Annotated in this window: 21 protein-coding genes, 3 pseudogenes and 1 other annotated feature; of the genes and pseudogenes, 18 read left to right on the top strand and 6 right to left on the bottom strand. The window is 56.4% G+C overall.

What is annotated here, in order from left to right:
- The first annotated feature begins 1230 nt into the window (after positions 1-1230).
- Entirely contained in the window at positions 1231-1554 is a 324-nt protein-coding gene (locus tag ACTJJW_RS12160; protein WP_462645014.1) for a hypothetical protein, read from the top strand.
- A 58-nt stretch (positions 1555-1612) separates the two neighbouring features.
- On the opposite strand, the gene ACTJJW_RS12155 is transcribed toward ACTJJW_RS12160, so the two are convergent.
- Positions 1613-2047: a hypothetical protein gene (locus ACTJJW_RS12155; RefSeq protein WP_462645013.1), complete on the bottom strand. Its 435-nt coding sequence runs from the start codon at positions 2045-2047 to the stop codon at positions 1613-1615.
- Positions 2048-2162: 115 nt separating this feature from the next.
- A pseudogene (locus tag ACTJJW_RS12150) lies at positions 2163-2846 on the bottom strand (SOS response-associated peptidase).
- Between the two features lie 239 nt (positions 2847-3085).
- Here ACTJJW_RS12150 and ACTJJW_RS12145 point away from each other — a divergent pair.
- From ACTJJW_RS12145 to ACTJJW_RS12130, 4 genes are all read left to right on the top strand, one after another.
- On the top strand, positions 3086-3304 hold the full coding sequence (locus ACTJJW_RS12145) for a hypothetical protein (RefSeq protein WP_462645011.1): 219 nt from the start codon (positions 3086-3088) through the stop codon (positions 3302-3304).
- A 365-nt stretch (positions 3305-3669) separates the two neighbouring features.
- Positions 3670-4170, top strand: coding sequence for a hypothetical protein (locus ACTJJW_RS12140; protein ID WP_462645009.1), 501 nt, complete (start codon positions 3670-3672; stop codon positions 4168-4170).
- 50 nt (positions 4171-4220) lie between these two features.
- A complete protein-coding gene (locus ACTJJW_RS12135) occupies positions 4221-4442 on the top strand; it encodes a hypothetical protein (RefSeq protein WP_462645007.1) in 222 nt (73 codons plus the stop codon).
- Positions 4443-4495: 53 nt separating this feature from the next.
- The gene (locus ACTJJW_RS12130) at positions 4496-4966 is read left to right on the top strand and encodes a hypothetical protein (protein WP_462645005.1); all 471 of its coding nucleotides are present in this window, start codon (positions 4496-4498) and stop codon (positions 4964-4966) included.
- 184 nt (positions 4967-5150) lie between these two features.
- Here ACTJJW_RS12130 and ACTJJW_RS12125 read toward each other — a convergent pair whose 3' ends face one another.
- Entirely contained in the window at positions 5151-6227 is a 1077-nt protein-coding gene (locus tag ACTJJW_RS12125; RefSeq protein ID WP_462645003.1) for a LacI family DNA-binding transcriptional regulator, read from the bottom strand.
- A gap of 155 nt (positions 6228-6382) precedes the next feature.
- Between ACTJJW_RS12125 and ACTJJW_RS12120 the strand changes: the two genes are divergently transcribed.
- The 9 genes from ACTJJW_RS12120 to ACTJJW_RS12080 all read left to right on the top strand — a co-directional run bounded on the left by ACTJJW_RS12120 (position 6383) and on the right by ACTJJW_RS12080 (position 15144).
- Complete coding sequence (locus ACTJJW_RS12120; RefSeq protein ID WP_462645001.1) at positions 6383-7654, top strand: ABC transporter substrate-binding protein; 1272 nt, start codon at positions 6383-6385, stop codon at positions 7652-7654.
- Positions 7655-7694: 40 nt separating this feature from the next.
- Entirely contained in the window at positions 7695-8555 is an 861-nt protein-coding gene (locus tag ACTJJW_RS12115) for a branched-chain amino acid ABC transporter permease (protein WP_462644999.1), read from the top strand.
- A 43-nt stretch (positions 8556-8598) separates the two neighbouring features.
- Positions 8599-10506 (top strand): ABC transporter permease subunit, encoded by a 1908-nt coding sequence (locus ACTJJW_RS12110; RefSeq protein ID WP_462644997.1) that lies wholly within the window; start codon positions 8599-8601, stop codon positions 10504-10506.
- Entirely contained in the window at positions 10503-11231 is a 729-nt protein-coding gene (locus tag ACTJJW_RS12105; protein ID WP_462644995.1) for an ABC transporter ATP-binding protein, read from the top strand. Before ACTJJW_RS12110 ends, ACTJJW_RS12105 begins: the two co-directional genes overlap by 4 nt.
- A 24-nt stretch (positions 11232-11255) precedes the next feature.
- On the top strand, positions 11256-12644 hold the full coding sequence (locus tag ACTJJW_RS12100; RefSeq protein WP_462644993.1) for an amidase: 1389 nt from the start codon (positions 11256-11258) through the stop codon (positions 12642-12644).
- Positions 12641-13507, top strand: coding sequence for a nitrilase family protein (locus ACTJJW_RS12095; protein ID WP_462644991.1), 867 nt, complete (start codon positions 12641-12643; stop codon positions 13505-13507). The genes ACTJJW_RS12100 and ACTJJW_RS12095 overlap by 4 nt, the downstream gene beginning before the upstream one ends.
- Before the next feature lie 193 nt (positions 13508-13700).
- Positions 13701-14135, top strand: coding sequence for a hypothetical protein (locus ACTJJW_RS12090; RefSeq protein ID WP_462644990.1), 435 nt, complete (start codon positions 13701-13703; stop codon positions 14133-14135).
- 89 nt (positions 14136-14224) lie between these two features.
- Positions 14225-14833 (top strand): DDE-type integrase/transposase/recombinase, encoded by a 609-nt coding sequence (locus tag ACTJJW_RS12085; protein ID WP_462644988.1) that lies wholly within the window; start codon positions 14225-14227, stop codon positions 14831-14833.
- The gene (locus ACTJJW_RS12080; protein ID WP_462645111.1) at positions 14761-15144 is read left to right on the top strand and encodes an integrase core domain-containing protein; all 384 of its coding nucleotides are present in this window, start codon (positions 14761-14763) and stop codon (positions 15142-15144) included. The genes ACTJJW_RS12085 and ACTJJW_RS12080 overlap by 73 nt, the downstream gene beginning before the upstream one ends.
- 280 nt (positions 15145-15424) lie before the next feature.
- Here ACTJJW_RS12080 and ACTJJW_RS12075 read toward each other — a convergent pair.
- Positions 15425-16645, bottom strand: a pseudogene (locus ACTJJW_RS12075) (IS3 family transposase).
- Positions 16254-16367: a sequence feature (AL1L pseudoknot), on the bottom strand. (Overlaps the previous pseudogene by 114 nt.)
- Before the next feature lie 55 nt (positions 16646-16700).
- On the opposite strand from ACTJJW_RS12075, the pseudogene ACTJJW_RS12070 reads away from it, so the two are divergent.
- From ACTJJW_RS12070 to ACTJJW_RS12060, 3 genes and pseudogenes are all read left to right on the top strand, one after another.
- Positions 16701-17030 (top strand): annotated as a pseudogene (locus tag ACTJJW_RS12070) (transposase family protein); the annotation flags it as partial.
- Between the two features lie 236 nt (positions 17031-17266).
- Positions 17267-17560 carry a hypothetical protein gene (locus ACTJJW_RS12065; RefSeq protein WP_462644987.1) on the top strand — a complete coding sequence of 98 codons (294 nt, stop codon included), beginning with the start codon at positions 17267-17269 and terminating at the stop codon, positions 17558-17560.
- Between the two features lie 137 nt (positions 17561-17697).
- The gene (locus ACTJJW_RS12060; RefSeq protein WP_462644985.1) at positions 17698-18159 is read left to right on the top strand and encodes a DUF1643 domain-containing protein; all 462 of its coding nucleotides are present in this window, start codon (positions 17698-17700) and stop codon (positions 18157-18159) included.
- A gap of 96 nt (positions 18160-18255) precedes the next feature.
- On the opposite strand, the gene ACTJJW_RS12055 is transcribed toward ACTJJW_RS12060, so the two are convergent.
- The gene (locus ACTJJW_RS12055; protein WP_462644983.1) at positions 18256-20817 is read right to left on the bottom strand and encodes a DEAD/DEAH box helicase family protein; all 2562 of its coding nucleotides are present in this window, start codon (positions 20815-20817) and stop codon (positions 18256-18258) included.
- The gene (locus ACTJJW_RS12050; protein ID WP_462644981.1) at positions 20817-22928 is read right to left on the bottom strand and encodes a site-specific DNA-methyltransferase; all 2112 of its coding nucleotides are present in this window, start codon (positions 22926-22928) and stop codon (positions 20817-20819) included. Before ACTJJW_RS12050 ends, ACTJJW_RS12055 begins: the two co-directional genes overlap by 1 nt.
- Before the next feature lie 494 nt (positions 22929-23422).
- On the opposite strand from ACTJJW_RS12050, the gene ACTJJW_RS12045 reads away from it, so the two are divergent.
- Entirely contained in the window at positions 23423-24595 is a 1173-nt protein-coding gene (locus tag ACTJJW_RS12045) for a protein kinase family protein (protein WP_462644979.1), read from the top strand.
- The last annotated feature ends 66 nt before the right edge of the window (positions 24596-24661 follow it).

The raw sequence follows: 24661 nt of genomic DNA, 5'->3' as shown, positions 1-24661 counted from the left end.
TGGTGAGAGCGACGAACCGAGGGCCCGTGCCGGCGGCTCGCATCTTTCGCAAATCCTCGACCGTTAGTTCAAGGAGCTCGGCTGTTTCAGCTGGTGTAAGAAAATACAGTTCGTCCAGTTTCTCCCGTATCGCTGTAGCCATTATTCGCACGCCTCACAGTTCAAGTCGTCCATCGGATCGACGGGCACCTGGTACTCGCCTACGTTCTCTGTGTCTCTTTGCATTTTCTTTATCCCTTCCCATGTCTTTTTCGACACAAAGTGCGAAAGGGCGCGACGGGGTGAATTCGCCAGTGACCGTGGAATACCGGAGCTCCGCGAGGATATGCCGCGAAAGCACTTGCGAAGAGACGGATCGTGCTTACACTCACCTAGCGAAAACAGACAACGAAGTTGCTTTCAGACAGGAGCCATTGGCTCACCAATTGCTCGTTCTCAACGAGCGTCGTCAGACCTTCTTGTGCTTGATCTTGGGTAGTAGCTGTTGGCAACGAAGAGACTCAGCTCGCCCGCTCGCCCGCTCGCCCGCTCGCCCGCTCGCCCGCTCGCCCGCCCGCACCTCAACCTCTTTCGCGGAAAACTTTGCTGCGCAAACTTTGGCCACGGTGGTTCGCACTGTCAGCGGACTCGAGCTGTTGAGCGTCTCTAGCCAACAGGCCACAATCCCAAGGAGATCACCATGAACAAGAAGTCAGAACCTGACGTCGACGAATACTCCGTCCCCGTCGACCCGATGGAAGAGCTGCAGTGCGACAGCTGCCAGTAGGCAGTACGTGCCGGCGCAGCAGCCGGCACTTCGCGCTGAGAAAGCGTCAGCGCGATTCGACAGCGGAGCCCCACACCCAGGCGTGGTGTGGTTCTCCGCTGATGGTTTTCCATGTGATGGCCACGGCTCGTTCTGTCCATGCCACTGCGTCCGCTTCGACCTGGAGGGCTCCGTCGGAATATCGAACCCATGCCCTGACGGGGCGTGGGTTTTGTGTTCGAGTGAGGTCGAAACGACTCAATTCCAGCTCTTCGTCGTTCAACGAGTGTGGGGCGCTTGATGCCATTATTCGCGCGATGATGCTCGCGTCCATTCGTCCATCGATCTGGCGCGCATAGCGCTTGCTGCTGCCCACGACATCACCATAGGTGCGGCCGCCGACTAACTATCCACAGCTTCCGGCAACGGCCCCCACGTGCATGCACGGTATCGCACGCTTATATGGCGACGAATTGGAGAGAGTCATGTCTAGGTACGTATTCGCAGATGAGCAAGGGCAGTCCTGGACCGTGGGTTTCGATCCTTCAGTTGCCAGCTATTTCGCTCAGCTTGACTCAACAAACGACGCTGTAACTGTCGTAGGCGACGGGTACGGTGAGATCGGCAGCGTTGAAGAATTGAAGAGGAAACTGGAGCAGCGTGTGCAGCTGCCGCCCTCGATCGAGGACCAACTTCGTGCGCGCGGACCCAAGAACGTCACGGACCTTCAGGCTGCTCGTGCACGCTCGCGGGTGCGGGGAATGGAACAGCACATTGTTGGGGCAGCTCATGACGGCTTGGGCCTTTGATCGTGTTCAAAGGGCGACTCTGAACTGGCGGGCCAGCCTGTGGTCACCACGGGTTTGTTCAACGAGGGGCAGGCTGCAGCTCAACTAGCCCGCAGCGCGCACAAGTGATTGTTCCGGATTTCTCGAAGCGATCGCCTGGCCGCCATTCGCGGTCGCGGCCGCACGACGGGCACACAGTAATGGGGGAGGTCATCTCAGTCATCAACGCGCTGGCCTCGACCGCTTCCTTCATCGCCTGATCGTGAATCCGCCGCTCACAATCATCGGCCGGCCAATCACGAAGAACCGCGTGGATCGCGTCCGCTGAAACGAACGTTCGCACAGGGCGCCCGAGCTCGCGGGCGACGACGCGCGCCAGCCGGCGCCACTCATCGACCGAGACGGGCAAGCCTTCGAGTTCCAGTGAGGCAGAGCCATCGGCCAGTAAAGCCGCTCGGATAGTGAGCGTCAGCGGGTGAACCGGCTTGCCGTTTAGTCCGACGACTGTTCCCATATGTGCAGCCTAATAAGTGCACGGCCTGCTCTGATGAAGTGATCCAGTTTGTGGATAACGGACGGCAATTATCGGCTGTTGGCGCAGGGCAGCAGAATTGTGAGGTGCTGCGGGGTCAGGACACTCGATCAATGAGGTCCGGGCCGTTTCCATTCAGTGGCGCAACCTGGTGGGAGGTTAGGGAGCTTGCGACCGGGATTGCTGCCGCGACAGCGGCATCGACCAAAGTTTGATCGCCCACTGTCGTGGGTGCGGTCCATTCGTCCCAGAACTCGCGGGGGAGTGTCACCGGGTTTCGATCATGCAGATGGGCAAGCTCGGGAACGCTGGCCATTGTCAGGATCGTCGTTGACAGCAACCACGCATCGTCGTCCTCCTTGGACGGGTCCTTCCACCAGGAGTGCAGGCCCGCGAATCCGAGCAGTTCGCCTGCTGGGTCGTAGATGAAGTTGGGTGTTCTAGTTTTTCATTCAGTGACCCATTCGAAGTAGCCAGTGGCCGGCACGATGGCTCGTTTGGATTTCACGGGGCTCTTCCACGTGGCCTTGTCAGTGATGTTCTCTGAGCGGGCGTTGAACGTGGGGAACTTCTGCGAGAGATCCTTCGCCCACGGGGCAACGAGAGACCACCGAGCAAGTTCCGCACGGTGCCCATGTTCTTCATCCTCGAAAAGGATCGGGATCTGTGTTGTCGGTTTGATGTTCCATGACGCTGACCACTCACGGAAGTCACCACCGGCGGCAACATACTCCTCGATCAGAGCGTTGACCTTGTCGTCAAGAGCAAACCGTCCACACATGCACATGAGGGTACCCCCATTGCTCCGTCGCTTCGTGGGTAGATTCGCGATACCATTTTGTCTCTACGACCATAGTTCGCTCCATTGGCTGCGACCCTTCGTTCGCTATTTGCAGACTCCTCCACTTCGTTCCCCCGCTTAGCAACCGCTTACTGCGGGCACTTCGCCTCCTCCGCTCTCTATTGCTCTGCGTGCCAAATCGGCACCGCGAATCTGATAACCCAATAGAGAGAGAAACAATGACTAACTCACAAGAAGAGACTTTCGCTCTAGAGACTGTCAGCACGACATTTTCTTCCCGCGTGAGCGTGGGCAGAAAATCTGAGCAGCTTGCAGGACGGGCTCTTGAGCTCGCGATGTACGGAGAACTCGGGTATCAGCTACTGTCGACGCTGAAGGTCGAAGGCGAGGGATCAATCACGATCCTGGATACGCTCCAGCGTCGAAAGACCGAGTAGCAAGATCATCGAGGGGGTGGCTTCGGCCACCCCCTCGACTCATGTGTTTTCAAGCTCTGATTCTCTGCCACACGACCTGGCGGTCGTGCTTTCCGTCGCGGAACGCGACTTCGAAATGCGGTGCCGGCACGGAGGCCGGTACATGGACTGCGCGAAGCGCAGCTCCTTTTGAGCTTTGCTGCCTTTCCGTATTGCCGACGATACGGCGCTCTGGTCGCTACGTGCTCGGCATTCCCTATTTGCAGATTCCGGGCTTCGCCCTGCACTTAGCAACCGGTCAGGCACTCACACTGCGCTCTCGGCGCACCTAAATCATCTCTGTGCCGGAAAGCACCAAAAATAGTTGGCAAGGAGAGAAGCGAGAAATGACGAACACACAGATGGACAGCAATGAAGGTCGAATCGAAGCCGTGGATAAAGCAATGCGAGCAGTCGAGGCGTGCCTGCCGTTCGCCGTACAGCTCGAAACAGACATGGGTGGCACCTTCGCGCTACACATCGACCTCGGTACCCGCGGCGATGCAGACGACCCACGCGACACCGCATCCATCGACCCAGAGGACGACGACCTGGAGTGGTACTTCAACGTTGAAGGCGCAACCAACATCGCGTCAGGGTTACACATCAACGCCAGCCCCGAGCAAGTTGCACATTGGATCATCAAACAAGCACGACAGGCTAACTCTCCAGCAATCCGCACCACAGCCTCTATTGATGAGAAAGAAGACTTTGGTCCTGAGCCGCTCATCCCTGAGCAGGAGAACCTCCAGTACGCGATCGACACGTTGGAGAAAGAGATCCGAGTGCGCGGCGGTGACGTGCACTCGGCGGCAATCGAAGTGTTCCGAATGATGACTGGCAACTGAAAAGTCCAGAAGGGTAATCGAATGTCGGTGGCACTGGAAGGGAAGAGTATATGACGAGCAGCGAACCCAAAGAAATTTTCCGGCAGACAAGGCCCGCGGACTGGCCCGCGCCGGCAAACACCCACGTCACAGTGACCGCGAGGCTGACTGCCGAAGGCCATGTCAGCCTTTCTTGGGAGCGTGACGATCTCGTTGCTGCAGGCGGTCACCCCAGCCGGATAACTCTTACGGCAGAGGAGTTTCGAGAAATCGCGGCCGCAGTTTCTGTTTGAGCCGATCAGCCTCGTGCTGATCGTTTGGCACAACACAGCCATAGAATCGAGTCATGATCGGGAGGCATGATCGGCAAGAAACCGATGAGCAAATGCAACTCGCCATCCGCGCCATCCAGGAGGCGCGACTCCGGTTTGGTGAGCTAGCGGCCCAGCTTCCGCCTCCGCTTTCTGGCTCGATGCTCGATGTAGAGCGGGGCCACACAGCGCGGGAGCCTCTTGACGCCCTCGTAGTGGCGCATCATGCGCGGGCGAGTGAGAACCTCGAGAGGCTGTTCGAGATGATGATTGATGACGAGAACGAGAAGCTGCTTGCTTACCCCTTCTCGATCTATTCGTTAATTCGAACGGGAGTTGAGGCTGCAGCTACCGCGATGTGGATATGGCGAGTAGCGCTACCTACAAGCGCTACTCGCCACGCCAGACGCATCATGCTCCACCTGCCCAAGCAATGGCCATGGGAAACCGTGTGGACCGCCCTGTTCCGCCACAGCACAGAGCGCCCCCGACTCGCGCCCAGCTGACGACCAGACCCCCGACCGAGCGATTAGGACCACGAGTGGCACGGCACGGGCAGCGAGGCCCCGCGTTTAACCGCGCTCACGAGCCCCAACCCGGGTCAAATCAGAACTTGACCCGAGCCCCAACCCGATCGGTGGATCGAGGTTTACAGAGAGATGTGATTATTCGGCCTTGAACAGTTTGAGTTCAAAGCTTGACGCCTAAAGTAGATTTTCTCGGACGAAGTTCGGGGGTCAACATGATTGAATCTGGTGTCTCTCCGTCAAGAAGCGCTCTTATTAGTTCGAAGGCTTTTGCGCCCATCTCACGGTGAGGGACGTAGATGCTGGTGAGTGGAACAGGGATTGCAGCTGCTAGAGGGACATCATTGAATCCGATGACGCCGACGTTCTCGCCCGCAATGAGTCCGAACTCTTGAAGTGCCGACATTGCTCCAATTGCGGGGAAGTCATTAGTCGCGAAGACTGCCTGGGGCCTGACTCCCGTTTCTAGCAGTTTCAGCATCGTTGCTCGGCCACCTTCCGTGTCGAAAGGAGAGAAAACAATGTGTTTTGGGTTGATTGTTAGGCCAGCCGACTTGAACGTTTGCACGAAACCGGCAGTTCTGTCTATCGAAGTTGAGGCATAACTTCGCCCCGAAAGAATCACAACGTTTTGCATGTGCAGATCAAGAAGGTGTTGAGCAGCCAGTTGGCCACCGAGGAAGTCGTCAGTGGTTGCTGATAAAAATCCTGGCGATCTTCGAGATACCAGGCAAAACTTCAACCCACGTTCTTGTTGCTTGGCAAGGAAGTCATCGCGGGAGTCAGCATCTCCGAACACGAGAGCATCTGGGTACCTATCCAACATCATTTCTGTTTGTTGTTTTCTTCGAACAGGGTCATCGAGTGTGTTTGTCACATACGTACCGAAATCATGTTCCCTAGCGGCATCTTCGAAACCTTCGTAAATGGTGGCCAGAACGATATCTGTCAGCGTCGGAACCAATACCCCGACCTGATTTGTCCTATTTGTACGAAGACTTTTTGCTAACGGGTTCGGCTTGTACTCCAATTTAGAAGCAGCTTCGAGTACCCGATTGACTTTTTCAACAGAGGCAGTTCTGTGGGTAGTGCCTAACCGACCATTGAGAACGCGGGAGGCAGTGGATTGGTCGACTCCGGCCTCCACAGCCACCATCTTGAGCGTCACTCGTTGAGAATGCACAATCACGTTTCCTCTAATTTGCTGAATTTGGCCAGCATTTTCAATAGTAGTAAACATTAACCCAAGACCCCAGTAAAGAGGCTATTTTTGTGTTCGCCAATCGATTGTGTTAGCTTCCAGTAGCGGGTTTGCAATCGTTTGGCGAAATAGGATTTACAGCAGTTCTACCTTGAATCACACACCAAGAAAACGTAATAAGAAGGAAGACAAGGATGTCTGAAAACCAATCAGCAAAATCGTCAATGCGACGAAACATGAGGGTTGCCGGTGTTGCTCTTGTTGCAGCAACAGTATTTGGCCTCACAGCATGTGCTCCATCCAGTTCAGGCGGAGGTTCTGCTTCACCGCTAACAGTTGGAGCAGTTCAGGACCTTTCTGGTGGTCTTGAAATCTATGGCCAGCAGCAGCGGGATGCCTCTGAGCTAGCTATCGCTGCGATTAACGAAGCAGGTGGTGCCGCCGGATCTGAGCTGAAGCTGTCTAACAAGAACACTCAGTCTCAGGACGCACTCAATGTCCAGTACACCCGCGACCTGATTCAGACTGAGAAAGCTCCAGTAGTCGTTGGTGCACTGACAAGCTCAGCACGTGAAGCTATGCGACCACTTTTCGCAAGCGGTGACTCGCTTTTCTTCTACCCTGCCCTCTATGAAGGTGGTGTCTGCGACGCAAACACTATCTTTACCGGACCCTCCGCATCTCAGCAGATTCAGCCTCTCATCGATTACTCGTTGAAGAACCTGGGTAAGAAGTACTACATCATTGCCCCTGACTACAACTTCGGATCGATTTCAACCACTTGGTTCACGGAGTACATCACGGATGGTGGCGGAGAAGTAGTAGGTTCTGACTTGGTACCACTTGACGTCAGCAACTACTCAAGCACGATCAACAAAATTCAGGCTGCTAAGCCAGATGTAATCGTGTGGCTTCCAGTTGGTGCAGCTCAGACTGGCTTCGCCGCTCAGTTTGCAGCAGCGGGCCTGAAGGATCAGATGACTCTGATCTCGACCAACTACGGTTCGGGCAACCAGCAGCTCGCAATATCTCCTGAAGCAGGCGAGGGCATTATTGCGGCTCTTGACTACGTCCCCCAGGTTGACAACCAAGCAAACAAGGATTTCAAGGCTGCTTGGGATGCTCAATACGGCAAGGGTGCAGATGAGATCCACGGCAGTGGTGCCAACACCTGGATTGCATGGAAGCTCTGGTCTGAAGCTGCAAACAAAGCAGGTTCTACCGAGCCAGCAAAGGTACTGAAGGCACTGCAGAGTGGCATTTCGATTGACTCTCCTGCGGGCCAGGTCACCTTTGATCCAAAGACCAACCACCTCATCCGCCCGATTTATATCGTTCGCGGAAACGCAACTAACGGTTTCGATATTCTCGAAACTTTCGATGCAGTTGTTCCCGAGTACGAACAGTCGGTTTGTGACCTTGTGTCCAAGCCAAAGACTAACCAGCAGTTCGTACCCGAGGGTTAATCTTCGGATTACTGAATCGAATTAGGAGTTCACAATCACCATGGACCAAGTCACGACTATCGCTATTACCCTAATTGCAAGTGTGTCGGTACTCATTTTGACCTCGGCAGGACTTGCTGTGGTCTACGGGTTCATGGGGATTGTGAATTTCTCCCAAGGAGCCTTCGTCATGCTGGGCGCTTATGTACTGCTTGTCGTTGACTCCCTGGGAGCCCCTCTCCTCTTAGCGGTTTTGATAGCGGCATTGGCGACAGGACTACTCGGAGCTGTTGTCTATGCCGTCCTAATCAGGCCGCTCAAACACAGGGCACTTGAAAGCATTCTTGTAACGTGGGGTTTCGGCCTCATGTTGACCCAAATCATCATTATCATTTTTGGGCCCGTTAGTTCGAACGTTCCAGCCCCACTTGGATCATTCCAGATAGGTGACTACTCCACCTCTTGGTACAGCGTGGTTGTTATCGGAGCAGCTGCACTGATGATGCTGGCGTCATACCTTCTCTTCACACGAACACCTTTCGGCCTCCGCGCGAATGCGAGTGTCCAAGTTCCTGAAATGGCTCTCGCCTTAGGAATCAGAACCGAACGCGTGAAGGCGACAACTTTTGCAATCGGCTGCGCTCTAGCAGGCGCAGCGGGAGCTATTGTGGCGCCCCTGTTCTCAATTACTCCCCAACTAGGTGACATGTTCATTGCGAACTCCTTCCTCACAGTTGCAGTTGGTGGACCGCTCCCCGTTACCGGTCTACTCACTGCTGGATCTGTCCTAGGACTCGCACAGGGAATTACAGCCACGGTTTTCAGCAGCCTCATCGGGCAGGTAACTCTCCTTCTGACCGCAATCATTTTGCTTCGTATTTTTGGCCGGGGATTCTCGGCAAATTGGCGCAAGCGGGTATAACGCCCTCGCTGACCAAATCCTTTACTGACTACCGGAGCCAAAGATGATTTCTACCCCTGCTAGATCAACTAATAAAGGCCTTGGCATCGCCCTCGGACGATTTCGCTCCTGGGGCAAGACTTCCCCATCCCTCTCTGTCTTGGCGGTCTCGGCCGTAATCCTTATCTTCGGTATCGCACGAAGCGACGATATGGCCAGTAACCTTACGCTCTGGATGACTTCTGCTCTCGTGGCGCTGAGTCTTCAGTTCATCTGGGGAAATGTGGGCATCCTCAGCTTTGCGCAGGCCGCATTCTTCGGAGTCGGAGCATACGTCTATGGAGTCCTAAGTATTAACTTCGGCGTCCAAGGCTCAACTCTGGTGTGGGCAATTCCAGCAGGTATCGTCGCCGCCGCGTTAGCGGCAGGCCTAGGATATTTCATTTTCTACGGAAAATTGAATGATATCGCAGTGGCGATTATCACTTACGCATTCACCCTCGTATTCGTAGCATTTGCCTCCGGCCTGTCATTCAAAGCAGGTTCGGCATCGATTGGTGGAGCAAACGGACTCGTAGGAATTATGCCAATGGCATTCGGGTTCGGAGAAAATTATGTTGTTGCTGACCCTCTGACGGGATTTATAGTAACTCTGGTTTGCGCCACTGGAATTTGGCTGGTTTTGACTCGCCTTCGAAACGCTCGTTACGGTCGGGTTCTCAACGGTATTCGTCAGAACGAGGATCGTTCAACGTTAATCGGTTACGACGTCAGGTTATTTAAGCTCAGCTCTTTCGCACTCGCAGGTGGAGTGGCAGGAATCGCAGGTTCGCTATTTGCAGCGTGGTCGCAATTCGTGAATCCGGGACAGTTCAGTGCTAACTCTGCAACCCTGATTGTGATTTGGGTTTTGGTTGGCGGACGCCGCAGTCCGGTTGGCTCTGTTATTGGTGCAATTCTTATCTCGGCAGTTCAGTTCTACTTCGGTTCAAGTGACATAAGCCAATACGTGACTCTCATCTTGGGTGCGTTGGTTGTCCTCATAGTCTTGGTGGCTCCTGACGGTGTTGCGGCACTAGCTACAAAGGCTTGGCGTTCGGTACTCAACCGAAAGGCTAGCGATGCCGACCAGCAGAGTAAGGCTGAGCCAGTTGTTCCTACCGAAGTTGCGGCACCCGTACCTACCACCACGCCCCCAAAGAAGAACCAAAGCAATGTTGGAACTCCTCTGCTAACTGTTCGTGGTGTAAGTAAGTCGTACGGCGGCGTGAAAGCAGTTCGAAGTATCGATTTCGAGCTCGGACGTAATGAGATTAAATGCATCATCGGTCCTAATGGTGCAGGTAAGAGCAGTTTGTTCGGCTTGCTTTCCGGGCGAATCCGACTTGACCAAGGTTCGATCGAGTTTGACGGACACGACATTTCGAAGCTCCCTTCCTTCAAGCGTGCCCGCCTTGGCCTCGGAATTAAGTTGCAGACAGCAAGCTTCTTCCCTGAGCTGAGTGTGCGGGAAAACATTAGCCTCGCAGCACGTAACGAGCATCAACGTGATCGTGCAGCGTTAGTAGAGAAGTGCCTCGTTGAGGCAGGGCTCACAGAAGTCAAGAATGTCGAAGCTTATTCACTTTCCCATGGTCAACAGCAGTGGCTTGAAATCGGAATGGTTCTCGCGCAAAAGCCCACACTTATCCTCCTGGACGAACCAGTCGCGGGTATGACTATCGGTGAGCGAACCGAGACTGTCAACATGATTCACCGACTTTCATTGAACTGCGGCGTAGTTGTAGTTGAGCACGACATGGGTGTCGTTGAAGAACTCGGCGGAGACGTGATTGTGATGCATGAAGGACAGATCCTTCGAACCGGCCACATTAGCGATCTGCGTCACGATGACGCCGTTATGGACGCCTATCTTGGCCGTGAATCTGCAGAACCCAACCAAACTGCTACGAAATCGAATGTGGAGCGTTGATCGAATTGGTCACAAAAAACCCAGTGCTTGATATCCGAGGAGTTTCAGCAGGTTACGGAAAGCTAAGAGTTGTTGACGGCATCGATATGACGATTGCCGAACATGAAGCTGTAGGGCTTATTGGCCGAAACGGATCAGGTAAAACGACTCTCCTGAAAACGATCATGGGCTTAATTCCAGTTCAGACAGGTTCCATTTCAGTCGAAGGAGAGGATCTCGCCCGCAAGGGTGCATGGACACGCTGCCCGAAAGGTATCGGTTACGTTCCTCAGGGCCGATTGGTGTTTCCCCGACTTTCGGTGGAGGACAATCTTGCGCTTGGGGCCAGTTCGTACAAGGGCAAAATATCTGATTCTTACGAATCTGTTTACGAGCTTTTCCCCGTTCTTAAGGCGATAAAGGACCGCCGCGCGGGTGCCCTGAGCGGCGGGCAACAGCAGATATTAGCTATTGGTCGGGCCCTGATGTCCAAGCCAAAGCTGCTCATCCTCGACGAACCAACTGAGGGAATTCAGCCGTCCATCATCATTGAAATTGCAGAGTCTCTGAAACATCTTTCACGCGAAAAGGGAGTGGCTCTCCTAGTAGTCGAACAGCGACTCGATTTCCTGACTAGGGTTGCAGACCACGCTCACATTATGGATCGCGGTTTGATCGTTGAGCGACTCCCCTTCGATGAGCTCTCAAATAGTCCCGAACTTCAGCAGAAGTACCTCGGCGTTTAGCATGTGTGAAACTGGCGTCCTCGCATGAGCGAAACATTTTGTGCTATTCCAGATGGGTTGGACTCAGAGATAGCACTCACATTCTTGCATAGAGCTTTGGCTGCAATTGAAGCTGGGAACCGTTCGACAAAAGCGCTCATTTCCCTCACGCCGCCTGAGGCGGAGAAGGATTTGGAACGCGTACTTACTGCACGGCGTTCTGGGGCTCCGCTTCCGCTGGATGGCCGGCTATTCGTGGTGAAAGACAACATCGATGTAGGGGGCGTTCCAGGAACTTTGGGCTCTGACCATTTCTCTAATCGGATACCTGAGCGTGACGCTGATGTCGTGAAGAAATTTCGTGAAGCTGGAGCAGTTCTTGTTGGCATGGCAAACATGCACGAGCTGGCTTTCGGCGCGACCAGCGAAAACCCGCACTTCGGGACAGTCAGAAATCCATGGGACAGCAACCGCAACGCTGGGGGGTCAAGCGGTGGATCGGCAGTTGCAGTAGCACTTGGTTGGGCTGACTTCTCGCTGGGAACAGATACAGGCGGATCAGTGAGGTGCCCTGCAGCTATAGCTGGTATCTCAGGCCTGCGACCTACCTTTGGTGAAGTGAGTGCTGAAGGCGTTTACCCACTCGCTCCAAGCTTCGATACTGTTGGCATTTTTTCGAGGACTGCTTTCGACCTGGAACTGCTATTAGATATCGCAGTTGGCGAGATTCCAAGCGATGAAATTGATGGTAATTCTAAATTAAGGATTGGAATCCCAACAAGCTTCTATTTCACAGAGGGAGTGGACTCAGGTGCAGCGCAAGCAGTAATCGAAATGGGTCATGTTCTAGAACGTGCAGGCAAAGCTACTCTCGTTGAATTCGAAGTACCTGACCCAGAAAGATGTGACTACGTATCCCGCATGATTGCGCGAGCTGAAGCTTGGCGGATTTATGGGGATGAATCTGAAGAAAACCCAAAAGACTTTGGTGAGGATGTCATTAGCAGATTGCAGCTAGCCAAATTGATAAGCCCTGAAGAAGAGAATGCCTTATCAAAAGAACGGGTAGAACTTTCCAGAAAGATTGAAGGTATTTTTGAGAACCTGGATGTGATTCTACTTCCCACAGTTCCCCGGGCCCCCAGTTTGCTCGGCCCAATCGATCCGCTTCAATCGACAGAACAGAACCTAGCTTTCACTTATCTCTGGGGTTTGGCAGGTCTTCCAGGGCTCTCAATTCCTTGCGGATTTGAGAACGGTTTGCCTATTGGCGCTCAACTTATTGCTCGTAGGGGTGCTGATCGGATGCTTTGTCAATTGGGCGCGCGATACCAAGAACTTACCGATTGGCATTTGCGTAGGCCGAGCGGATTTGGCGTTGTTGAAAATTCGTCCCTGTTTGGAAGCGCGATTGATGATAGGAAGTTGGCATGACAACGGTGGCCCCGGACAACTCCGGCACTACTCGTGTAGCAGTAGTGCAAATGCGCCCAGATATAGGTGAAATCGGAAGCAACCGTAAAAGGTCAGTCGACTTCCTAAATGAAGCTGCTGATAATGGTGCGAATCTCATCGTCTTACCGGAACTGACAAATTCTGGATATGTTTTCGATTCGCAGGAGGAGGCGCACAAGTATGCAGAAGACCTTAGGGATAGCCCAACGCTTCGACTTTGGGAATCGGTCTGCCGTGAGCGGGGCCTACACGTCGTGGCTGGCATCACCGAAACTGATGAAGGTTTGCTCTACAACACATCTGTAGTGATTGGCCCAGACGGTCTAATTGGGAGGTTCCGCAAAGTGCATCTCTGGAATAGAGAAAAACTCATTTTTCAGCCTGGAAATCTTGGATTCCCCATATTCAATACTCCTCTTGGTCGAATCAGCACAGTTATCTGCTACGACGGGTGGTTCCCTGAGTCATACCGCACCTGCGCGCTCGGAGGAGCGGACATTGTCTGCGTACCGACCAACTGGGTTCCCATGGAAGGCCAGCACGCAGATGCGCCAGCAATGGCGATAACTCTTACTCAAGCAGCAGCCCACACGAACTCCGTATTCATCGCGGCTGCAGATCGTGTTGGCATCGAACGGGGTCAGGCGTTTGTGGGACAAAGCGTGATTGTCAGTTATAGCGGGGAGGTTCTTGCAGGCCCGGCGTCAGCAGCTGATGAGGAAATTTTATTTGCAGACGTTGATCTATCGGCAGCCAAGGGCTCACGCAACTGGAACGATTTCAATCATCCCCTTTCGGATCGACGCGTTGATACCTACGGTGCACTTCTAGACAACGGTTGACTTCCCAATGAAGAAAACTAATCGAAGAACTTAGACCGACACGAACATCTCGATTCCAGCCTGCGCATACAAAAGCGTATAAAACAGGCTCTTGTGACGTAACCGTGGGTCGTTTCGGAGTGCCTTAACGGCGCACCCCTCTTTGCCAGACTGGTTGTGAGTCAGTTCATGGCCGGCGAGAGGCGAGGCGACGATGTCGATCAGTGTGGGGTTTACTGCGGAGGAGATCCGCGAGTTTGTGCTTGAGTATCAGGCGTTGCCGCAGGGGCAGAAGGGGTTGTGGCTGTCGGCGCGTGGCGTTGCGTATGAGAGGTTGCGGCGGTGGCGTGCGGCGGTATTTGAGGGTGATCTCGACCGTGGGCTGGTCCCGCGAGAGGGTAGTCCTATGACCATCCCTCCGAGCAACCGAACCTCGATCGCGCGAGCGCGTGCCACAGAACGCGCCGCACACGAGGCCGAGGTTACGAAGCTAAACGCGCGGGTGCGTGAACTCGAGCACACAAACGAGGCATTGGGAAAAGCTATCGGGCTCTTGCACTCGATGAACGAGCAAGAGCCCGACGCCATCCCGACGAGGACCGATCCATCCGATTCCTCGGCGCCGAGAACACGCTCGTCATCGAGCTGACGTTGGCGACCGGATCTCAGCGGGAGGCACTGACACTGACGGGGCTGTCGCGGTCGACGTGGCACTACCGCCATCACTCAAGAGATCGGGTGGCGGATCCGATCTCGCAGAAGGATCGGGCGTATCCGTCGCGGATCGGCGTGCCCGAACGTGCCCGGGTCGCGGAGCGGATCACCGCAGGCTGGGCGGACGGTGTGTCGGTCGATCACTCGTTCGCGTCCGCGTGGGATGACGGGGTGATGCTCGCCTCACGCCGCTCCTGGTGGCGGATAGCCCGCGACATTGAGGACCAATCGGCCCGGCCCATCGTCCCGACCCGCCGTCGGAACCAGGCGCCGCGGGCCGCACCGGTGCTGGAAGCGACCGGTCCCGGGCAGGTCTGGAGCTGGGACATCACCGACCTACGCACCCCGTGGCGTGGTTGCGCGTTCAAGGCGTACTCGATCATCGATATCTACTCCCGCAAGCTCGTCGGTTGGCGCGTCGAGGACCGCGAGGTCGATGACCTCGCCGTTGAGATGTTTCAGGACGCGTTCGCCCGCGAGGGGCTGCCCGACGCCGTGCACGCCGACTCCGGACCCGCGATGCGCTCGACCGTACTCAAAACCTTCTCGCCGATCTCGAGATCACTCAGACCCACAACCGGCCGCGGGTCTCCAACGATAATCCGTTCTCGGAGTCGGAGTTCCGCACGATGAAATATCGACCGAACTACCCCGGCACCTTCCCCGACATCGAGCAAGCCCGCATCTTTATGGCTTGGTACGTGCCCTGGTACAACGCCAACCACAAGCACTCCGGCATCGCCCTGTTCTCACCGAACGAGGTCCACGACGGCACCTGGCGCGAACTCTGGCAGCAGCGAGACCACACTCAACAGGCCTACTACCAGCGGCATCCCGAACGATTCCGCAGGCGCCCGTCCACCCCGGCACCAGCAGGCATCGTCGGTATCAACCTGCCCAAGCCGGGCATCGAAACGGACACCGAACGACTCCAAGCAGCTTGACAACGCCCGCACGCCGCTTTCTGTCTAGGTTTCTGACTGTCAAAGGTACAGAGACTCGGAACGGAAAAACGGCGTGCGATCTTCAACATTATGGTGGACTCTGCTCGGTGTCGAGAAGACCATCGTCGAGGACATCGATCTCGACGTGGTAAGCGGGATTCTGGTCGCGTCGGTGCGGCCGATGGCGTCGATGCGGAACCGGTACGGGGCGTGTCGAAAGCGCAGTCCGCGATTTGACGCGGGCGCTGGGTGTCAAGCCCTGAGTTTGTTGGAGGCTCGGTTAGACCCGTTCCATCTTTGTGATGGCGGGCAGGTTTGAATAGAAGTTGGTCTCGGCCTCGACCGGGGGAATATGACCGATCTCGCCGTGGAGCCGGCGATGGTTGTACCAATCGATGTATTCCGCGACCGCGATCTCAAGATCGTCGATCCCTCTCCATGGGCCACGGTTGCGGATCAGTTCGGCTTTGAAGAGCGAGTTCAACGCCTCGGCCATCGCGTTATCGTAGCTGTCACCTTTGGACCCGACCGAGGCGACGGCTTCTGCCTCGGCGAGACGATCGGTGTAGCGCACAGCACGATACTGCACCCCTCGATCGGAATGATGTACGAGCTGAGACAAGTCCCGGCCAGCCCGTTGACGGGTCCAGATGCCCATCTCGAGGGCATCGAGGGCGAGCTCGGTATGCATCGTCGTGGACAGTTGCCAACCCACAATGCGGCGGGAGAAGACGTCTAAAACGAACGCCGCATAAACCCAACCGGAGAACGTACGAATGTACGTGATATCTGCCACCCACAGGCAGTCCGGTGCCGGCGCGGTGAACCTCCGGTCGACGGAGATCACCAGGCCGGTCCAAAAACGGTCCAGGGACCGTCGTCCGTGGCCCCTTGCGCCGCAAGACACCCCGTAATCCCTCGCGACGCATCAACCGCTCGACCGTGCATCTGGCGACCGGGTGGCCGTCTCGCTTCAGCTGCGCATGCACCTTCCGGACACCATAGACGCCATAGTTCTTCCTATGCACAGTATGGATCTTCACCACGGTCTCCTCGTCACTGACGGCGCGTCTCGAGGGCGGCCTGTTCCGGGCTGCGTAATAGGTTTGCGGGGCGATCGGCAGTTCCCTGCAGATCGGCTCGACCCCGAATTCATCCTTGTTCGCATCAATGTAATCGATCATCGGTTGTGTGGGCGGTCGAGCTCCGCCGCGAAGAAAGCCGACGCGCTCCGCAGGATCGCATTCGCCCGACGCAACTCCTTGACCTCACGCTCCAGCTCGGCCAGACGGGCCGCGTCATCGGTGGACGTGCCCGGCCTAGACCCACTATCGATCTCGGCGCGCGCCACCCACCCTCGTAACGTGTCAGAGGGAATACCGAGCTGCTGGCCAATACGAGTGCACGCCCCGCGATCACCGCCGGGGCCACCGCGGGCCTCGATCACGAGACGGACCGCGCGCTCTTTCAGCTCGGTCGGATACTTCTTCAATACTGGCATATGGTTCTCAACCTTTCAGGTGATCAAGAACCTCCATTAAACCCGGGGCACAACAGGGCGACGGCGCTGGCGGTCGTTGGATGCCGGGTCGGTTCAGGTCGTGTTGGAGGCTGACGCACCACGGGTGACGTGTTCCATCCACGGTGTGATCGTGGCTGCCGTTCCCTGGGCGCGGCATCAGAGCGGCCACACCCTCTTCTTCGACGATCAGGTCGCCTGGCTGGCCACGCAAACGTCCAAGACCGCGATCACCGTGTTGATGCGGATTGCGTGGCGCACGGTCGGGGCGATCATCACCCGGGTCTGGGCCGATACCGAGTCTGTCCACGACCAGTTCGCGGGGCTGTGGCGAGTAGCGCTACCTACAAGCGCTACTCGCCATGGATAGTTCAATCCTCGAAAAAGGCAGACCGGGTCCTGCGCGCGCTGCAACTCTCCTACCGGAATTCGCAAGAGGCGCTCAAATTTGTCGAACTAATCGGGGGTAAGGGTGCGGCTGCACTGGCCCGGAAGCAGGCCGAGAAAGCCTTTGATCGTCTCAACGAGCTGAAGAGCACAGTCGTCCCGCTACGGCAGATCGTGCTCGGGCCGCCTCCGAGGTACACCGCGATACTTACAGCCGTGTCTCCGAAAAGTGGCGACCACCGCGTCAACGGCTATGAAGTGTCCGCGCCACTCGTGATTTGGAAAGTAAGCAGCGCCTTTCTCCATGGGAGCGACCAAGTTGTGCGGGCGATGAGTGATATTCGGCAGATTGAGGAATTTAGCGACGGGGTAGCCTACTTTGAGGTCACGCCTAGTCTCCAGATGCAAGCCGTTTCTATCAGGACCTGCGTCGATCTCATCGCTCGGCTCGACGAGCGTTATGTGCACCTCGCCACTCACGACTATGCGGGGCGTTACATACCGTCCTAGCTTCGTGCGTACAAAATTTCGGACTCCACGGAAGTCCGAAAGATGATGTGCTACGAGCACCGGGCTTCGTGCGGGATCGCCTCAGCGCCTGGTCCGATGTCGCCGTATGACAGTATGAACTGGCCGGAGGAGGCCCGATGCCTGAGTTCATTTCCGCCACCGCAGACATTCGTGGCGATTACCGCTACACACTGACCCGCGTATGGGACCCGGCGCTGCCGATGATCACATTCGTGCTGCTCAACCCGAGCACCGCCGACGCGGCAAAGCTCGATCCGACACTGCGACGGTGCGTCGGTTTCGCGAAGCGCGAGGGATACGGCGGCATGGTGATCCTCAACCTGTACGCGTTCCGCACCAAGGACCCGAAAGTGATGATGGCCGCGACCGACCCGGTGGGGCCGGATAACGATCGCGTGCTTGCCGACGTCACCGGCACCGTCGTCGCGGGATGGGGCACGAACGCCGACCCGGTCCGCGTGACCCAGGCGCTGGCACTGTTGCCGCGACTTCACACATTGGGCTTCACAAAGGATGGGCACCCCCAGCATCCGCTTTACCTGCGCCGCGATGCGCCGCTGATCGCGTGGATGCCGTAGCTGCGTGAAGCAGGTGTCTCGCCAGTTGCCGCTTTCCAAAGTTGATTCTACGGAACCTCAGAAATAGCTCCCGCCGATTCGTGCGACTCGAATCAGTCAGTATGCGATCGACGCACTGCGGTAGGCGGCGTCGGCGTCGAGGGCTTCCAGCACGCTGGTGCGCACCTCGGGCCGGGTGAAGTCGAGCACGCGCAACTTGCCCTCTATCCGCGAGATGGATTCTATCCGGAGGAAGCTTTCACTGAACGTCTCGGCGAAACGCGCCATTCCCCGTAGCTTTGCCAGCGAATCGGGCAGCCAGGCTCCGTGCGGGTCGACGATATTAGCCCGCACCCCATCCTGGGTGTCGACGAAGAAGAGGAAGTCTGGGCGAAGCGTTCGCCACACCCCGTGCGAGTCTTGATAAGCGATACTCATCGAGTCTCGACCGCCCGTGGGATTGCGGTACCAGGCGAGCAGGTCGCCGCGGTGGATCTCCGTATCAAGCACTTGGATTTCGTCAGGGTTGAGTTTCCCAATCGGGTACAACCCTTTTTCGTCAGAAAGAAGATGGAGAGGTCGATGCTCAACTTCCTGCGTGGACTCGCCAACCGAGCGACGAGTCTCTTCCTGTCGGTTTTTAGGTAGAGCCATCGATATGAGCTGGGGATCCGTGCTCATCGCCGTTATCTCCGCGTACAGACTCTGGCGAGACTCCGACAGTGATTTGATTGCAACCCTGTGCTGGCTCAACCATTCTGCCGCGATTGAGTCGGCTGCGGCATCGAGTGCCGGTCGTGTCTGCGGCAATATCGAGAGACCGGCAATACGAACGTGTGCATCACGGAGCACGTCTTCATCGTCTGTATCGGCTGCGAGGTGATCAATATAGGTGCGCGCGATGTCCGGAGTGATTGTGCGTGCTGCGTTGCGATAAGAGTCTTGTATGGCGCGGTCGTCGGCAGCTTCGGTCCACGCATCGTCTACTCGCAGGCCGTGGCGGGCACGTCCTCGTACTGAGCCGCCTGCGACGGTGAGCACGTCTTCCTCGGCCTTCTTTAGCTCCTTGGGATACTGTGCGGCCAGCCCGTTCAGAACGCCATGGAGTCGCTCGTGCGCGATGCGACCCGCTTCGGGCACCAGCGCGTCGGCGGCCAGTGCGTGTGCAAGTGATGTCAGCCGCTTGATCGGGTTGGCATGTTTGCGCGGCAGAGTTTCGGCGGGTAGCTCGGTGAATAGCTCCCATACTTCGTCCGGAACAGCTCCGTTCGGGGTCATTAGCTGGGGATCGATGAGGATCCGCTGGCCGGTCCCGGTCCCGGTATCTGTGATGTCGTTGCCCATGATCTGTTCCAACACGCGACTGGCGGTCGTCTTGTTGAAGCGGGGCAGGATGCATTCGACACTGTTTAGGAGGTTGTCGCCCTCGACTCGGCGTGCCAAAGGCGTTCGAATCATGCGGCCTAGAAGCTGTGTGATGTGTGTCTCATCCTCTGCGGGTCGAAAAGACACCATGACCTCGGCGCGAGGGCAGTCCCAGCCAGTACTGATCGCGTCTTTAGCTAGAAGGACCCGGATGTATGTCGCATCTTGAACGCGCTCCGGTGACACATACGGAACGCTGTGTGGACCAAATATCTGTGCGGTGTGGTCGCCAAATACGTGCGCGATCGCATCGGACCCAAGTTCGGGCCACTCGTCACGAATCACGTCGATGGCTGCGGCCACCTCGGAGGGGGCGGGCTTGTTTGGAACTTGCAGAACGAGCAGCGGCTTGACGGCTTCGGTCTCGTCTTGAGCCTCGGCGTACGCGGCCCATGCGGCAGAGATGTCCTTGGCTTTGCGGACGCCGCGACGAAGGAGCACGGTGTTGAAATCACCGGTCTCGGCAGGGAAGTCGAGAACGATGTCGTCCTTGAGGAGGCCGGATTCCTGAATACGCACTGGGTCGACGGTGATGGTGCGAAGGTGAACGCGGTTGTCCTTCACTTCAGCGGCTTGCATTGCCTGCTCGAACCGCTGCACAGTTGCGGAGATACCCCAAACGATCGGCATCGGCGGAACACCGCTTTGTCCGTTAATGAGGCGCTTAACGATAGTCGGGGTATCCGACGAGGGTCGTTTCCCCATACCCCTGTGAGCTTCATCCAAGACCATATAGAGGGTGAGGTTCGGGTCTTCTATTGTGTTCCGCAGAGTGTCGAAAATAGTAAACGGCACAGTGTCGGGGTGAGATTCAATTCCCGAAAGGGTATTTGAGTCGTCATGGCCACGCACGAGAAGGCTCGTACGTGACAGCTTCGATGTATTGAGGAAGTAGACGTGACCGGCCTGAAGCTTTGGATACCGGAAGGGATGCTCAACAGTGACGAGCCTGTTGCGGAGCCTGTCGGACGCTTGATCCAGGCGGTGTCTGGTCTGCTGGTTCAGCGAAGGGTCGTCGCTGAACCATAAGACTACGGCGCCGGGATCTGGGGCCACATCGAAGTCGTCACTGCCCCAGAACAGCGCTTCGATGACGCCTGCTGCCATGACGGTCTTACCTGCACCGGTGGTCGCAGTAAGTGCAACCGACGAAACTCGCTTGCTCGCACCGTGGAAAAACTCACGCGCATCCGCGAGCTCCCGCAGGGTGTCGCCGACAGCATCGCCCTGGTAGTCCTTCAGTGTGAAACGCATCAGATGTCCACATTGCTCTCACAGTTGCGAAGATAGTCCTCGTAAAGTCGCACAGTTTCTATCCCCGGAATCTCGTTTGCGATCTGCTGGTATCGCCCTTCGTCATCCGTGACGATGTACGCAATAAGAATTTCTTCGGCTTCATTTAGGGCGGCAATGAACTCCGATGCGAGGTCGAGGTCCTTGATAACGCCGTAGCTGTCGGCAACGGCCCATCCATTCGTGATCGCGTCGATCCGGTGCCCTTTCGCTCCCGCGCGTAGCCAGAGCATTGGTGCGATGGCGGCGAAGGCGCGGTCAGTGCTGACTCGCCACGGCGACTCGTACGTCAGCGTGAAGAATGCAGCATTTTCTTCGAAACCGTCAGACATCGGGAACTCGTCGGTGAACCTGTAATCGCCCTTGATTGGTTCGCCACCCGGGGTTCTGCCCGTAATAGCCGCGCGTATCCGAGGTTTAGTGACGTAGTCACAGATCCCGTGCTGCTCCCACTCGGGGTCGCCGGGTCTGAGGCCGGACGACCGGAGCGTTCGTTGCTCGTCCGCTGAGACTTCATTGTTAGTAACGAGGAGCGCCTGCCGCTTTCCGCCGTCTTGCTTGTTGAGGCGCATTACGGCGTGCGCGGTCGTGCCGGAGCCCGCGAAGAAGTCGAGCACGACAGCATCTGGCTTGTCGCTGAGCAAGAATCTCAGAGCATCCTCAACTGCATACAGCGACTTCGGATAAGGGAACTTCCTGCCCGGTAGGAATCCCTTGATGAAAGAAGCTCCATGTTCCGATGCTGAGTGCGAGGTGCGATTCCAGAGAGTCATCGGCTGGACTGTCTTTTTGCCTGGGCGGTATGCGATTTCTGCGGCACCCTCGGCGTCGTAGCCATTGACAATGACGTCTCCGGTCTCGATTTTGGCGAGGACGCCGGATTGCAAGTACGAGGGGCTGCGGCGACCCGTGCGAGGGTCCCGACGCCCGAACTTAGCGTAACCGTCAGCGAGATACTGGCGAAGCGATGCGGGGTTCAGCCGCCACATGAGTTCTCGACCTGAGCCGTCAACTGGCCAGACAGCTACCGTACCTTCGGGGACGGGAACCAACTCACGCGCCGTACTCGCAGACGGTGGTTCCCCGACCGAGTGAAATGCTCCGTTCTGCATATCGAAGAAGACGGGATAGAACATGCTCGGAATGCGGCTTCGCAGGCTTCCCTCACCGTTTCTTAGAAGCCCGGCCCAGCGTACGCTCGATTCTTCATCGGATGGCGCATCGCGGATCATATCTGTCTTCCACGGCGTAACGGAGCTCGCTCCGAACATGACGAAATAGACGTATTCGTCCGTCCGCGAGAATCGCCCCTGTCGTGCCGAGCCCTTCGGATTGATGACGCTTGTGATCATCTGAATGTCTGCTTCCGGGAATGTCTGCTCCAGCAGAAGCCCAAGCCGGAGATACTCCTTCTCGTCGATAGTCACGATTAGGACCGAGTCGTCCGGCTTCAGGAGACGCTTTGCCAGCTTGAGCCGACGCTCCATAAACGCTAGCCACTTCGAGTGCCGGTACAGGTCATCGCCCTCGACATAGTCGTTGTTGTATTTCCAGTCCCGAGAGCCCGTGTTGTATGGCGGGTCTATGTAGATCGCGTCTACGGAGTGTTCGTGAGTAAAGGTCAATAGCTCAAGTACGTGGAAGTTCTCGCCGTTGATCACTGTATGAAACGGTTTGTCCCCGCCGCGCTCCTCAGTACCATCTGACCGCAAGCCGGGGTAGATCCGGTCGCGGAACTCGGCCACAAGGATGAGGTTTTCGACCGGTGCTGTGACCATCTCTTCCTCGGACCCCTCGGGAGCCAAAAGCTCCGCAGTGACGCCGGCGATCGACTCAACCTTCCAGAGCCGTTGATCGCCTCGCGCGGTGGACATTCGTGGCGGGAGCACACGGACCTTGCTGCCCTTCCGGATAGCGTGGCCTGCTAGCTCGACGGCCTCGGGAGCGTGCCGCTCAAAGTTGAGCCCGAAGGGGAGCCGCTTCTGCAAAGGAAGGAGCTCGGCTTCCAGGTCTTCGCCAAGCTGCGGATCGAGCTGCTTAGCAGCGCGCAAAAGATCAGATAGTCGCGACATTGCCCCGTCCCTTCACATGACCAGATTTCGCGTCTTCGTGCGAAGGCGTGGCGCGAACTCGACTTCGAGACTATCGGAAACTCGGATTGGCCGAAACTGACTGTCGTGAGGCGTCGAAGAACTAGTTGCAGAATGTCCGAAAGGGATGTGAGCGAGACACTGATTTCGCACACGAGTTCTGTGGTGGCATCGTCAGCGACAATCCGCTGGTTGACCGGGACCCTGCTTCGAGTGTCCGGAAACGATCGTTTTTGACCACCGGACTGCAAGTGTTCAAAACATGTGCTGCCTTTTAGTCGCTGATGAAAGATGAAACCGCATGCCGTAAGTCGATCGACGCACGGGGAGGCAACATCTGCGCGGCTGCCATCGAAATGTTCCGCATGGTGATCGGGAACTGAGGGTCCCAGAAGTGCCGTCGAATCCTTTGATGATTCCGTTTCACATAAGTCGAATAGTCTGAGCAGGTCTCGTACTAGAGGAAAGGTGGCACTGTGGCAACGCCGTTGGAGCTCGCGGTCATGGATATGAAGGCGCGATATGAGGACCAGGCGTCGTCGCCGGTGTTTACCCGGCTGTACGACGATGACCTTGAGTTCGGGCATATGTTTGCGGTTCTCCACAAGCGTTTGAACCAACATTTTGAGAGCATCAACGACCGCGCGAAAACTTCTCATCACTATTGGGCGGATAACAGTCGTGACTTGATCGCCTTGATTGACGAATTGAATAAAGACCGGCACTTGCTTTCGCGGGTGGGCATCGAGATGAAGCTCGCCGGCCAATACCAGACGGCGATTGAAAGCTGCGAGCCTTGGTTATCGCCTAGTGGCGGGAGCCAAGTGCCGGAGGACTTCGCACAGATCGAGATTGAAAAATACGAGCCAATATTCAGCCTCCCGTCAACCACGGTCGAGATGAAGAAAAACCAGTCCCGGCCAAAACTCACGATGGCTGGCGAGGGCTCCTTCGCGATCGTGCACTCCTACGTCGATCCGGACTACGGGATCAAGTTCGCGGTGAAGCGAGCAAAGAGGGGGTTGGGCGAGCGAGACCTGCAGCGCTTTCGCCAAGAATTCTTGGTGATGAAGAAACTGAAATTTCCCTACATTGTCGAGGTCTACCAATATGACGAAAAGCACAACGAATATCGCATGGAATACTGCGATGAGACGCTGCGCCACTACATCGCCAAGAGAAATGGCAATCTTGGCTTCGCATCGCGCAAGCGCATCGCGCTGCAGTTTCTCTATGGTCTCAACTTCCTACACAACAACGGCCTTCTTCATCGGGACATTAGTCTGCAGAACGTCCTGCTCAAGGTCTTCGATGGCGGTGCGGTGCTCGTCAAGCTGAGCGACTTCGGTCTTGTCAAAGACCAGGCATCGACATTCACGCGTACGCAGACAGAGATGCGTGGAACCATCCGCGACCCCCAACTTGATCTGTTTAAGGACTACGGCATCGGAAGCGAGATCTATTCGATCGGATGGGTTCTTTCATACATTTTTACAGGCAAGGAATCCCTAAATAGCGACCTCAACGAGGTGAGCACCATCGTCCAGAGATGCACCTCTCATGACTACGCCGCGCGCTATGCCTCGGTCAAGGACGTAATCGCGGACGTCGACCGCCTAGAGGCGATCCCGACTGAGGCGCCAGCTTAGAGAGAGCTGCAGTATGCCATCCCACGCCCGCATCCCTTTGCTCTTGAAAGGCCAAGCGAACGTTCA

It is taken from the genome of Rhodoglobus galactosidasius, assembly GCF_054957775.1.
This window is presented reverse-complemented; position numbering and strand designations above follow the sequence as displayed.